Here is an 11,704-nt window from a genome sequence, read left to right on the forward strand (position 1 = left end):
TTACAAATGACGCAACGATCTGTCTCTCGGTAAGATTTTAGATGACTCAATACGAGATCGCGCCCCGGCTCTCCGCCTGTGATATGCTCTCGCCCCGAGGTGGGGATCCCGCCATCACCCTTCTATCTCAAGGAGGCCCATGCGCCGCGCGACGCGGACCGTGTTCCTGGCCGGTGTCCTGCTGGCCGCCTGCGAGACGGCGCACGAGCGGCTGATGGCCGAAAAATACCAGACCTACCCCGCCAACGTCCGGCATGCGATCGACCGCGGCTATGTCATGTACGGCATGAGCCAGGAGCAGGTGTTGCTGTCACGGGGCGAGCCGGTATGCAAGAGGACGATCACACACGACGGCCGGCCGGTGGAGGTCTGGCTGTTTCCGCCCGGCGGGGCGAACCCCTGCGAGACGGCCGAGTTTCGCGTCTACTTCGAAAACGGGCTGGTGTCCGGATGGCGGAGTCAACAGGACCAGCCGATTCGGCACCGGCCGCGTGGCGATGAGGGGGACGGCGCCAGGTAGGCGAACACCCTTCCGGCCGGCGACAGGGCGTCATCATCCCGGAAACGGCCTTAGGGCCCAGACCGACGGATCGAGAACCTGCCCGCAGCGAGACGATCCCCCGACCGGCATGGGAAAGGCGGAGGGTGGCTGGGGGACTAGGATTCGAACCTAGGTAGTCAGATCCAGAGTCTGACGTCCTACCACTAGACGATCCCCCAACCGTTCGTGAAGCCTAATATAACCGGCCTCGGGGAGTCAAGGCCGCGGGGCGCCGATCTGTGCGATCGCCCGCCTGAGCCGCGACACCGTCCGGTCCCGCCCGAGCAGGTCCATGACCTCGAAGATGCCCGGGCTGGCCGCCCGCCCGGTCAAGGCGACCCGCACCGGCTGAGCGAGCTGGCCCATCTTCAAACCCTGGGCCTCGACCAGCCCGTGGAAGACGCCTTCCAGCGAGGGTTTGTCGAAGGCCGGCAGGACCTCCAGTCGGGCCGCCAACGCCTCCAACAGAGGCGCGGCGGAGGGAGTCAAGTGCGTGCGGACCGCCGCTTCTTCCATCGCGACGGTCTCGGCCACGTAGGGCTCGGCTGCGGCCGCCATCTCCTCCAGCGTCTTCGCCCGTTCCCGCAGCGCGAGCACCAGCCGCTCCATCCAGTCCTCGCCCGCCGCCTTGACAGCGGGACCGAACCCGCGCCGGTCGAGAAACGGCGCCAGCAGCGCGGCGATCCGCTTGGGCTCGCTCTCCTTGATGTAGTGGGCGTTCATCCAGAGCAGCTTCTCCGGGTTGAAGACCGCCGACGACTTCTGCACGTGCTCGAACGAGAACTTCTCGATCAGCTCGGCCACGGAGAAGATCTCCTGGTCCCCGGACGACCAGCCCAGCCGGACGAGGTAGTTGAGCATGGCCTCGGGCAGGTAGCCCATGTCGCGGTAGGCGAGGATGGAGGTGGCCCCGTGCCGCTTCGAGAGCCTGGTCTTGTCCGCCCCCAGGATCATCGGCAGGTGGCCGAACCGAGGCACGGGAAAGCCCAGGGCCTGAAAAATCGGGATCTGCCGCGGCGTGTTGTTCAGATGGTCGTCGCCGCGGATGACGTGCGTGATCCGCATCAGCGCATCGTCCACGACGACCGAGAAGTTGTACGTGGGATAGCCGTTCGACCGCAGGATGATCAGGTCGTCGAGCACCTCGTTCTCGAAGACCACCTCGCCCTTGATCAGGTCCTCGACGACGGTCCGCCCCTCCGGCGAGGCCTTGAAGCGCAGCGCCGCTTCGCCGCCGGGGCTCGTGATCCCGCGCTCCCGGCAGCGGCCGTCGTATTTCTGCGGCAACCCCTTGGCGAGGGCCTCTTTCCGTCGGGCTTCCAGCTCGTCCGCCGCGCAGACGCACCAATAGGCCCGGCCCTGCTCGAAGAGTTTCATCGCGTGCTGCCGGTAGAGGTCTATCCGCTCGGTCTGCCGGTAGGGTCCCTCGTCCCAGTCCAAGCCGACCCAGCGCATCCCCTCGAGGATCGCCCGGATCGCCTCGTCCGTGGACCGCTCCCGGTCCGTGTCCTCGATGCGGAGGATGAACGTGCCCCGCTCGCGCCGTGCGAAGAGCCAGTTGAAGAGCGCCGTGCGGACCCCGCCGATGTGGAGGTAGCCCGTCGGGCTCGGGGCGAATCGGACTCGAACGTCGCTCATGGGTCGCAGGCCCGCATTCCGAGAGGAGATCAGACGCGGCAGGCTCTATAACATGCCGCCGGGTCCCTGTAAAGCACGCGCGGTCCCGTCACAGACCATGCCGCCTTTTACCGTCGGACCGCTTCTGCTATAGGTGGTCGGGCAGATGCCCGACGAGGAGACCGCCATGGGCGAGCCGGTCCAGGACGCGCGGGTCGTTTCGCTCCGCCGACTGACCCCCACGGTCCGCGAGCTGACGTTGCAGCCGCTGGACCGCCATATCCCCTTCAAGCCCGGGCAGTGGGTGTCGCTCCGCCTGCCCGTCGGAGCCCGCCCGCCGCTGGTGCGCGCCTATTCGATGGCGGAGCCGGAATCGGCGGACGGCCGCCTCGTGCTCGCGTTCGACGAGGTACCCGGCGGGCAGGGCTCGGGCTACCTGGCGGGCCTCGTGGAGGAGGATCGGGTTTCGTTGGCGGGGCCCTTCGGCAACTTCCTGCTTCCCGACCCCTCGCGCACGCCCCTCCTCTTCGCCGCGCGCTTCACCGGCATCGTGCCCGTCCGCTGCATGCTCCGGGCGCTCGCCGCCCGGCCGGCCGCATCGCCCGTGACGCTCGTCTACAGCATCCCCTCGCCCACGGAGTCCCTGTACGACGAGGAATTCCGCGCCCTGGCCCGACGCCACCCCTGGTTCCGGTACGAACCGCTGGTCGAGGCCGACGAACCCGACGAGGCGCCTCACCGACGGGTGGCGCGGATACTGGGAAGCCTGCTGGAGGACGGCGCCGCCCCCTTGGCGCTGGTCGCCGGCGTCCGGTCGTTCGTCAGACCGCTGCGGGCCTTCCTCGCGGAGCGGGGAGTGGAACGGGGGCGGGTGAGGCACGAAACCTACGACTAGCGGCCTGTGGTCAGTGCCCTTCCTTCACGAGATTCTTGTTGACGGCGGGGATCTCCACGCGCAGGTCGGTGCTGCCGTTCGGGACACATTGGCAGCCCAGCCGCGATTGGAGCGTGATGGCGGGCGCTTCCTCGAGCTGATCGTACTCGTCGTCCGTCCCTTCGTTGCAGGACTCCAACCCCTGCCGGACGATCACATGGCAGGTGGAGCAGGCGCAGACGCCGCCGCAGGCATGCTCCAACTCGATCCCCGCTCCCAGCGCGATGTCCAGGATGCTGCCGGGAAGCCCCGTCGGCCCATAGGGAATCTTCGCGGGGTCCACCTCCACCGCGGTCTCGGTCTTGTCGGGCGCGACGAAGGTGATGGTGTACGGCTTGGTCGGAAGCTCGACGTCCGATGGCTCGATATAGGGATTGCTGCCACCCATGCACGCCCCTCTCTTTCGTTGGCTCAGTAAGGCTGGTCCCCTTCGAGAATCCAGACTAGCCGGCGACTAGTCATCGCCACCAACCGATTGAAATCAATCTGAATCTCGGCTGTTGACTTGGATCCATGCTGATGTTACATTGTGTCCGACTGTTTCGATCGGCGATCATTTCGATCGGCGACTATTTTAATCGCCAAACAGGAGCGGGGTCAACCGTGCTTCGACTCTCCAAGAAGGCGGATTACGGGTTGATGGCACTGCAGTACATCGCCTCCGTCCAACCGGCCTTCGTGTCCACGCCACGGGTGGTCAACACCAAGGAGATTGCGGAGGAGTATAACATCCCGCTCGAGCTCCTGGCGAAAGTCCTGCAGACCCTGGCCAAGCACGGCATCGTCGAAAGCCAGAACGGCCCCAAGGGCGGCTACCTCCTGGCCCGGGAGGCCCGGTCCATTTCCATCGCGGAAGTCCTGGAGGCGATCGAGGGCCCCCTGGCCATCGCCGACTGCTATCACGAGAAGGAGGGCAACCCCTGCCTGCAGCAGGGGCTGTGCAACATCAGGACCCCCCTGCTCCGCGTCCAGGACAGCATCCAGCAACTGCTCAAGAACATGACCATCGAAGACATGCTGGGCGGCACGCCCCTGATCACCGTCCAGCCCATCACGGCCGCACAAGGAGTGGAGCGATGAAATTTCCGATTTTCATGGATCACCATTCCACCACCCCCATGGACCCGCGGGTCCTGGAGGCCATGCTGCCCTACTTCGTCGAGAAGTTCGGCAACGCCGCCAGCCGGAACCACGCCTTCGGCTGGGAGGCCGAGGAGGCGGTGGAGCAGGCGCGCAAGCAGATCGCCCGGCTGATCAACGCCGACCCCAAGGAGATCATCTTCACGAGCGGCGCGACCGAGTCCGACAACCTCGCCCTCAAGGGCGTGGCCGAGATGTACCGCGAGAAGGGCGACCACCTCATCACCTGCCTGACCGAGCACCGAGCGGTCCTCGACACGGCCAAGGCCCTGGAGACGAAGCGCGGCATGACCGTCACCTACCTGCCCGTGGGCAAGGACGGCATGGTGGACCCGGACGAGGTGAAGAAGGCCATCACCGACAAGACGATCCTGATCTCGATCATGCTCGCGAACAACGAGATCGGGACGATCCATCCGGTCAAGGAGATCGGCCGGATCGCCAAGGAGCGGGGCGTCCTGTTCCATTGCGACGCGACGCAGGGCGTGGGCAAGATCCCCGTGGACGTGCAGGAGCTGGGCATCGACCTGATGTCCTTCAGCGCCCACAAGATCTACGGCCCGAAGGGCGTCGGCGCCCTGTACGTCCGCAAGAAGGGCCCGCGCGTCCGTCTGGCCGCCCAGATGGACGGCGGCGGCCACGAGCGCGGGATGCGGTCGGGCACGCTGCCCGTTCCGCTCATCGTCGGCTTCGGCAAGGCGATGGAGCTGTGCGGCCAGGAGATGGCCGCGGAGTCGGTCCGGTTGGCGGCCCTGCGCGACCGGCTGAAGGACACGATCCTCAAGGCGCTCGACGAGGTCTACCTCAACGGGCACCCGACGCAGCGGCTGCCGCACAACCTGAACCTGTCCTTCGCCTACGTGGAGGGCGAGTCCCTGCTCATGGGCGTCAAGGAGATCGCGCTGTCGTCGGGCTCGGCCTGCACCTCGGCGACGCTGGAGCCGTCCTACGTGCTGCGCGCGCTGGGCGTCGGCTCGGATTTGGCGCACTCCTCGATCCGGTTCGGCCTGGGCCGATTCACGACGGAGGAGGAGGTGGACTACACCGCCAAGCGCATCATCGAGGTCGTCAACAAGCTGCGGGAGATGTCCCCGCTGTATGAGATGGCGAAGGAAGGCATCGACCTGAAGTCCGTCCAGTGGGCGGCGCATTAACCGCGAGGCATGAGACCGAGTCCCGAGTCGGCGGAGCAAGGAGGAGCGGACCATGGCGTACAGTGAGAAGGTCGTCGACCATTTCAACAACCCCCGGAACATGGGCAGCTTCAAGAAGGACGAGGAGGGCGTCGGCACCGGCATCGTCGGCGCGCCTGAGTGCGGCGACGTGATGAAGCTCCAGATCAAGGTCCAGGGCGACACGATCGTGGACGCCAAGTTCAAGACCTTCGGCTGCGGCTCGGCGATCGCGAGCTCGAGCCTGGCCACCGAATGGCTGAAGGGCAAGACGATCGACGAAGCCTACAAGATCAAGAACACCGACATCGTGCAGGAGCTGAACCTGCCGCCCGTGAAGATCCACTGCTCGGTCCTGGCCGAGGACGCGATCAAGGCGGCGCTGAACGACTACAAGAAGAAGGCCGGACAGGACCAGGCGCCGGCCGAGCCCGCGAAGTGACGCGGGCCCGAGTGGATTCCTCAAAGGAGCGACGCATGAGCACGGACACGACCCCGACCACCCCGATCGTGACGCTCACCGAGAGCGCGGTGAAGGAAGTCAAGCGGCTGATGAACGTCCAGGGGCTCACCGAGGGCGGCCTGCGGCTGGGCGTCAAGGGCGGCGGCTGCTCGGGCCTGAGCTACACGATCAACTTCGACGAGAAGATCGGGCAGTTCGACACGGTCTACGAGGTCGAGGGGATCAAGATCATCGTGGACGCCAAGAGCGCGATCTACCTGCAGGGCACCCAGTTGGACTTCCAGAAGGACCTGATGGCGGGCACGTTCAAGTTCGTCAACCCGAACGCGCAGAAGACCTGCGGGTGCGGGGAATCGTTCTCGGCCTGATCCCGGGCCGTCCTCATCAACAACCGTGAGCGACCGGGGCCTGGCGGCGGCCAGGCCCGTGGTCCGATCGCCTCCGGAGCGTGAGCCAATGGACGCGACACCGAAGACTTCTTCCGCGCGCACCGAGCTGACCATGGCGCGCAGCATGTGCTGGCACTGCCAGTCCGAGGTCCACGGGGAGTACCTGTGCGACCGCTGCGTCAAGGTCCAGCCGCTCTCGAAGGAGATGGACTACTTCTCCTGCCTGGGGCTTCCGCGCCGCCTGACCATCGACCAGGCCGCCCTGGAGGCCAAGTTCTACCAGCTCAGCCGGACGTTCCACCCGGACTTCTTCCACGGCAAGAGCGAGCCCGAGCAGGCGATCGCGCTCGGCAACTCCGCCCTCCTCAACACCGCCTACCGGACGCTCAAGGACCCGGTCAAGCGGGCGGAATATCTGGTCAGCCTCGAAGCCGGCTCCTGCAAGGACATCCGCACCGTGCCGCCCGCCGACCTGTTCGAGCAGATCCTGGCCCTGCAGGAGGACCTCGAGGAGTTCAAGGCGGCCTCCGCCGGCGAGGCCTGCGAGGGCCTGGAGGACCGGCGCGCGCGGCTCCGGCAAGACCGCGAGGCGCTGGAGCTCCGGCAGCAGGAGATGGACCGGCGGCTGGCGGAGCTGTTCGCGGCCTGGGACCGGCTGCAGGACCGGCCGGACGCCCCGGCTTCCGAGAAGGCGGCCGTGCTCCAAGAGCTGCGCGAGCTGCTCTCCAACCGCACCTACCTGCGCAACATCGTCGCCGACCTCGTCGGCACCCTGGGCTGAGGGAAGGGAGCGACCGACCGTCATGGCTCGCATCGTCGGCATCGATCTCGGCACGACCAACTCGTTGATCGCCTACATGGACGGCGGACGTCCCACGGTCATTCCCGGGCGGAACGGGCGGACCCTGGTGCCCTCCGTCGTCGCGCTCACCGACAACGGCCTCATCGTCGGGGACCCGGCCAAGGAGTATCTCGTCCGCGACCCGGCCCGCACCATCTATTCGGTCAAGCGGTTCATGGGCAAGGGCCTGGCCGACGTGACCGAGGAGCTGCGGTATTTCCCCTACCGGCTCCAGGAGCAGGGCGGCGTCATCCGGATCACGATCGGCGAGAAGACCTACTCCCCGCCGCAGGTCTCCGCCATGATCCTCAAGGAGCTCAAAAGCCGGGCCGAGGCTCACCTGGGCGAGGAGATCACCAAGGCGGTCATCACCGTCCCCGCCTACTTCAACGACAGCCAGCGGCAGGCGACGAAAGACGCGGGCCTGATCGCGGGGCTGGAGGTCCTCCGCATCATCAACGAGCCCACCGCGGCCTCGCTCGCCTACGGGCTCCAGCGGCGCACGCAGGGCCTCATCGCGGTCTATGACCTGGGGGGCGGCACCTTCGACATCTCGATCCTCAAGCTCAAGGACGGGATCTTCGAGGTGCTCTCCACGAACGGCAACACGCACCTCGGCGGCGACGACTTCGACCGCACGGTGGCGGACCTGCTCCTGACGGAGGTCCGCGAGCGGCACGGTCTCGACCTGGCCGCGTACCCGGACGCCATGCAGGCGCTGCGCCTGGAGGCCGAGCGGGCGAAGATCCGCCTCTCGGATGAGCTGAAGACCGACGTGGAGATTCCGCTGCCGGACGGCCGGGGCGTGTTCCGGCGCACGGTGACCCGCGACGAGCTGGACGCGCTCGTGGCCGACCTCGTCGAGCAGACGCTCGGGCCCTGCCGCCTCGCCATCAAGGACGCGGGGGTCACGACCTCGGACATCGACGAGGTCGTGCTCGTGGGCGGCTCGACCCGCATGCCGCTCGTCCGCCGCCGCGTCGAGGAGCTGTTCGGCAAACGCCCGCACAGCGAGCTGAACCCCGACGAGGTAGTCGCGTTGGGCGCGGCCGTGCAGGCCGACATCCTGAGCGGCGGCACGCAGGACATGCTGCTCCTGGACGTCACCCCGCTCTCCCTCGGCATCGAGACCATGGGCGGCGTGATGAGCACGCTCATCCGGCGCAACACGACGATCCCGGCGAGCGCCAAGGAGATGTTCACCACCTACGTGGACGGCCAGACCTCCGTGGACATCCACATCCTCCAGGGCGAGCGCGAGCTGGCCCGGGACAACCGCAGCCTGGCCCGGTTCCAGCTCAAGGTCCCCCCGCTCCCGGCCGGCGTGCCGCGCGTCGAGGTCACCTTCCTGATCGACGCGAACGGCATCCTGAACGTGACGGCCCGCGACGTGCGGACCGGTCAGAGCCAGTCCATCGCGGTGAAGCCCTCCTACGGGCTGTCGGACGAGGAAGTCGAGCGGATGATCACCGAGTCGTTCACCTTCGCCGCGCAGGACTTGAAGGCCCGGCAGCTCATCGAGGCCCGGACCGAGGCCGACGCAATCCTGCGCGCGACCGAGAAGGCGCTGGGACAGGGCGGCCACCTGGTCGGCGAGGGGGAGCGGGCGGCGATCACGGCCGCCGTGGCCGCGCTGGAGCAGGCCAAGGCGGGCGAGGACCACAAGGCCGTCCGCGCCCGCATCGCGGACCTCGAGCAGGCGACCCACCACCTGGCCGAGGTGCTGATGGACACCTCCCTCAAGGAGGCGCTCCAGAACAAGAAGCTGTCGGAGCTGCCGTGAGCCGCCCTTGGCGAGGCGCCTCCGGCGCGACGCGTCACGAGCGGCGAATCATGAGGAGCCGGCGATGGATTTGACGTGGCAGGATGCCGAGGAGATCGCGATCAAGCTGGTCGAGGCGCACCCGGACGTGGATCCCTTGACGGTCCGGTTCACGGACCTGCACCGGTGGGTCTGCGCCCTGCCGGGGTTCGTGGACGACCCGAAGAAATCCAACGAGAAGACCCTCGAGGCCATTCAGATGGCCTGGCACGAGGAGTTCCAGGACGCGCGGTCCTGAGGCCGAAGGCCTACGACCCACCACCGCCGCCCGCCGCCGGCTCCTGGTCCAGCTTGTAGAAGTCCGCGGGCGCGATCCGCTGCGGCGCCGTCTCCGTCGGCTCCGTTCCCTTGGCGAACAGCTCCACCTGCCCTGCCCCGCTTTGCTCCGGCGCGAGCAGGCCGCTGGCCGGATCCACCTTCACGAAGGTGATGTCCTCCGGGATCTCGAAGGGCATCACCGGCAGGCCCTTGAGCGCCTCCGTCATGAAGTCCACCCACAGGGGCAGGGCCGCGTGGGCGCCCGACTCGGTCTCGCCCAGCGTGCGCAGGTCGTCGAAGCCCACCCAGACCCCCGCGACGAGGTTCGGCGTGTAGCCCATGAACCAGGCATCCGTGTAGTCGTTGGTCGTGCCGGTCTTGCCGGCGACCGGCCGGTCGATGGACTTGGCGAGCTGCCCCGTCCCCCGCTGAATCACGTCCTCCAGCATGTTGGTGATCAGGTAGGCGGTCTCCCGGGAGATGACCTGGCGCGGCTCGAACAGCGTCTGCTCGAGGACCTCGCCGGCGGAGCTCTGCACGCGGGCGACGGCGTAGGGCTCCAGCCGAAGCCCCTGGTTCGCGAAGACGCCGTAGGCCGAGGTGAGCTCCATCAGGGTGACGCTGGAGGAGCCGAGGGCCAGCGAGAGGTCCTGGTTCAGGGGACTCATGATCCCGAGCGTCTGCGCGAACTCCACCACCTTGCGCACGCCGATCCGCTCCAGCAGCCGGACGGTCGCGAGGTTGCGCGAGTGGATCAGGGCCTCGCGCAGGCTGATGGGGCCGAAGAATTTCTTCTCGTAGTTCTCCGGCTTCCAGGTCTTCTCCGGGTCCTCCTGCTCGTAGACGACCGGCGCGTCCACCACGACGGTCGCGGGGCTCAGCCCTTCGTTGATCGCCGTGGCGTAGATGATCGGCTTGAACGCGGAGCCGGGCTGCCGGTGGGCGAGGACGGTCCGGTTGTATTCGCTGCGCCCGAAGTCGTAGCCCCCGACCATCGCGCGGATCGAGCCGGTCCGCGGGTCGAGGGCCAGCAGGCCGCCCTCCACGATCGGCGTCTGATCGAGCAGCCAGTGGACCGTGTCGCCCTCCACCTTCTTGACGGACACCTCGATCTCGTCGCCCGGCTTGAGGAGCTGCTTGACGTTGGCGACCGTGACCACGTCCTTGACGTCCCGTCCCTTGAGGCGCCGGCGCGCCCAGGCCATGTCATCGAACGAGAGCCGCCCGACCGTCGCGCCGGCCTGGACCAGGACGTGGTCCTTGCCGATCTTGACCACCACACCCCGCAGCAGATCCCCCGGCTTCAACGCCGGGGCCGGCAGGCCCGCCGCGGGCAGGGCCGCCGCCGCGAGCGTCGCCGGGTCCCGACGCCCCAGCGGCCCGCGCCAGCCCTGCCGCTTGTCGAGCTGATGGAGGTGCTTGCGCAGCGCGGCTTCCGCCGCCCGCTGCATCGGTACGTTGAGCGTCGTGAAGACCTCCAGCCCGCCCTTGTACACCATCGCCTCGCCGTACTGGGCGACCAGGTACTGGCGGACGTACTCGACGAAGTAGGGCGCGACCTGCTCCGACCCCGGATGACGGAACGCGAGCGCGACCGCGGCGGCCTGCTCGCGCTGCTCGGGGGTGATGAACCGAGCCTCCTCCATCCGGGCCAGGACGTGCTCCTGCCGCTTCTTCGCCCGCTCCAGGTTCTTATAGGGCGAGTAGTTGTTGGGGGACTTGGGCAGGCCGGCCAGGAACGCCGCCTCCGGCAGCGTCAGATCGGCGAGGTTCTTTCCGAAGTAGGTCTGGGCCGCCGCCGCGACGCCGTAGGCGCCCTGCCCGAAGTAGATCTGGTTCAGGTACATCTCCAGGATCTGCGCCTTGGTCAGGATCAGCTCCATCTGGTAGGCGAGGATCAGCTCCCGCGCCTTGCGCCCGTAGGTCCGCTCGGGGGACAGGAACAGCGAGCGCGCGAGCTGCTGGGTGATCGTGCTCGCCCCCTCGACCTTCCCGCCGCGCCGTAGGTTGGTCCAGAAGGCGCGCACGATGCCGATCACGTCCAGCCCCGGATGCTCGAAGAACCGCGCGTCCTCCACCGCGATCACGGCGTTGACCAGGTCCTGCGGGATGTCGGCGAGCGGGGTGAGGATCCGGCGCTCCACGTAGAACTGCCCGATGACCTGCCCGTCGTCGGAATAGACGCGGCTCACGAGGCTGGGCTGGTACTCCTGGAGCGAGTCGAGCGCGGGCAGGTCGAGCGAGACGTACCAGAGCGTGCCGCCCGCGGCGGCGGCGAGGACGGTCAGGAGCGCGAGGGCGAGCAGGAGCCGCCGGAGCCACCGGCGCGGGCGGCGCCGCGGAGGCCTCTCCGAAAAGCGGTCGCCGGGATGGAACGGCATAGGTGTAGGGCTCCAGGGGGACCGGAGGCGCCGGCGGGGCGATCGGCCCACCTTACAATGCGGGGCCTCAAAACTCAAGCGCGCCGCCCCGCGCCCTGTCAAGCCATTTGGAAATCTTACCCTGGAGTGATTCGTTGCGTCATTTC

Annotated in this window: 12 protein-coding genes and 1 tRNA gene; 9 read left to right on the forward strand and 4 right to left on the reverse strand. The window is 67.6% G+C overall.

The window, feature by feature from the left end; translation table 11 throughout:
- Positions 1 to 139: 139 nt before the first annotated feature.
- Positions 140 to 520 carry a hypothetical protein gene (locus tag AC1U7O_RS10685; RefSeq protein WP_479894757.1) on the forward strand — a complete coding sequence of 127 codons (381 nt, stop codon included), beginning with the start codon at positions 140 to 142 and terminating at the stop codon, positions 518 to 520.
- 126 nt (positions 521 to 646) lie between these two features.
- On the opposite strand, the gene AC1U7O_RS10690 is transcribed toward AC1U7O_RS10685, so the two are convergent.
- Together AC1U7O_RS10690 and gltX are read right to left on the reverse strand one after the other, a co-directional pair.
- Positions 647 to 720, reverse strand: a tRNA-Gln gene (locus AC1U7O_RS10690).
- A 37-nt stretch (positions 721 to 757) separates the two neighbouring features.
- The gene (gene gltX / locus AC1U7O_RS10695) at positions 758 to 2,179 is read right to left on the reverse strand and encodes a glutamate--tRNA ligase (RefSeq protein WP_479894758.1); all 1,422 of its coding nucleotides are present in this window, start codon (positions 2,177 to 2,179) and stop codon (positions 758 to 760) included.
- 145 nt (positions 2,180 to 2,324) lie between these two features.
- Between gltX and AC1U7O_RS10700 the strand changes: the two genes are divergently transcribed.
- A complete protein-coding gene (locus tag AC1U7O_RS10700; RefSeq protein WP_479894760.1) occupies positions 2,325 to 3,053 on the forward strand; it encodes a ferredoxin--NADP reductase in 729 nt (242 codons plus the stop codon).
- A gap of 10 nt (positions 3,054 to 3,063) precedes the next feature.
- Here AC1U7O_RS10700 and AC1U7O_RS10705 read toward each other — a convergent pair whose 3' ends face one another.
- Positions 3,064 to 3,480, reverse strand: coding sequence for a 2Fe-2S iron-sulfur cluster-binding protein (locus AC1U7O_RS10705; protein WP_479894761.1), 417 nt, complete (start codon positions 3,478 to 3,480; stop codon positions 3,064 to 3,066).
- 215 nt (positions 3,481 to 3,695) lie between these two features.
- On the opposite strand from AC1U7O_RS10705, the gene AC1U7O_RS10710 reads away from it, so the two are divergent.
- The 7 genes from AC1U7O_RS10710 to iscX all read left to right on the forward strand — a co-directional run bounded on the left by AC1U7O_RS10710 (position 3,696) and on the right by iscX (position 9,157).
- Entirely contained in the window at positions 3,696 to 4,172 is a 477-nt protein-coding gene (locus AC1U7O_RS10710; RefSeq protein ID WP_479894762.1) for an RrF2 family transcriptional regulator, read from the forward strand.
- Positions 4,169 to 5,386 carry an IscS subfamily cysteine desulfurase gene (locus AC1U7O_RS10715; RefSeq protein WP_479894764.1) on the forward strand — a complete coding sequence of 406 codons (1,218 nt, stop codon included), beginning with the start codon at positions 4,169 to 4,171 and terminating at the stop codon, positions 5,384 to 5,386. Before AC1U7O_RS10710 ends, AC1U7O_RS10715 begins: the two co-directional genes overlap by 4 nt.
- 52 nt (positions 5,387 to 5,438) lie before the next feature.
- A complete protein-coding gene (gene iscU, locus AC1U7O_RS10720; RefSeq protein WP_479894765.1) occupies positions 5,439 to 5,846 on the forward strand; it encodes a Fe-S cluster assembly scaffold IscU in 408 nt (135 codons plus the stop codon).
- Positions 5,847 to 5,881: 35 nt separating this feature from the next.
- Positions 5,882 to 6,235 (forward strand): HesB/IscA family protein, encoded by a 354-nt coding sequence (locus AC1U7O_RS10725; protein WP_479894767.1) that lies wholly within the window; start codon positions 5,882 to 5,884, stop codon positions 6,233 to 6,235.
- Positions 6,236 to 6,323: 88 nt separating this feature from the next.
- The gene (hscB, locus tag AC1U7O_RS10730; protein ID WP_479894768.1) at positions 6,324 to 7,037 is read left to right on the forward strand and encodes a Fe-S protein assembly co-chaperone HscB; all 714 of its coding nucleotides are present in this window, start codon (positions 6,324 to 6,326) and stop codon (positions 7,035 to 7,037) included.
- Positions 7,038 to 7,059: 22 nt separating this feature from the next.
- Complete coding sequence (gene dnaK, locus AC1U7O_RS10735; protein WP_479894769.1) at positions 7,060 to 8,880, forward strand: molecular chaperone DnaK; 1,821 nt, start codon at positions 7,060 to 7,062, stop codon at positions 8,878 to 8,880.
- 64 nt (positions 8,881 to 8,944) lie between these two features.
- Positions 8,945 to 9,157, forward strand: a complete 213-nt coding sequence (gene iscX / locus AC1U7O_RS10740) for a Fe-S cluster assembly protein IscX (protein ID WP_479894770.1) — start codon at positions 8,945 to 8,947, stop codon at positions 9,155 to 9,157.
- A gap of 10 nt (positions 9,158 to 9,167) precedes the next feature.
- On the opposite strand, the gene AC1U7O_RS10745 is transcribed toward iscX, so the two are convergent.
- Positions 9,168 to 11,558, reverse strand: a complete 2,391-nt coding sequence (locus AC1U7O_RS10745) for a penicillin-binding protein 1A (protein WP_479894771.1) — start codon at positions 11,556 to 11,558, stop codon at positions 9,168 to 9,170.
- Positions 11,559 to 11,704 lie beyond the last annotated feature (146 nt).

Source organism: Candidatus Nitrospira neuquenensis (genome assembly GCF_979578155.1).

What these genes read in the sequence shown, in the direction of transcription:
- gltX (WP_479894758.1), bottom strand. Translation starts at nt 2,179, where the DNA reads ATGAGCGACGTTCGAGTCCGATTCGCCCCGAGCCCGACGGGCTACCTC.
- AC1U7O_RS10685 (WP_479894757.1), top strand. Translation starts at nt 140, where the DNA reads ATGCGCCGCGCGACGCGGACCGTGTTCCTGGCCGGTGTCCTGCTGGCC.
- AC1U7O_RS10705 (WP_479894761.1), bottom strand. Translation starts at nt 3,480, where the DNA reads ATGGGTGGCAGCAATCCCTATATCGAGCCATCGGACGTCGAGCTTCCG.
- AC1U7O_RS10725 (WP_479894767.1), top strand. Translation starts at nt 5,882, where the DNA reads ATGAGCACGGACACGACCCCGACCACCCCGATCGTGACGCTCACCGAG.
- hscB (WP_479894768.1), top strand. Translation starts at nt 6,324, where the DNA reads ATGGACGCGACACCGAAGACTTCTTCCGCGCGCACCGAGCTGACCATG.
- iscU (WP_479894765.1), top strand. Translation starts at nt 5,439, where the DNA reads ATGGCGTACAGTGAGAAGGTCGTCGACCATTTCAACAACCCCCGGAAC.
- AC1U7O_RS10700 (WP_479894760.1), top strand. Translation starts at nt 2,325, where the DNA reads ATGCCCGACGAGGAGACCGCCATGGGCGAGCCGGTCCAGGACGCGCGG.
- AC1U7O_RS10715 (WP_479894764.1), top strand. Translation starts at nt 4,169, where the DNA reads ATGAAATTTCCGATTTTCATGGATCACCATTCCACCACCCCCATGGAC.
- iscX (WP_479894770.1), top strand. Translation starts at nt 8,945, where the DNA reads ATGGATTTGACGTGGCAGGATGCCGAGGAGATCGCGATCAAGCTGGTC.
- dnaK (WP_479894769.1), top strand. Translation starts at nt 7,060, where the DNA reads ATGGCTCGCATCGTCGGCATCGATCTCGGCACGACCAACTCGTTGATC.
- AC1U7O_RS10745 (WP_479894771.1), bottom strand. Translation starts at nt 11,558, where the DNA reads ATGCCGTTCCATCCCGGCGACCGCTTTTCGGAGAGGCCTCCGCGGCGC.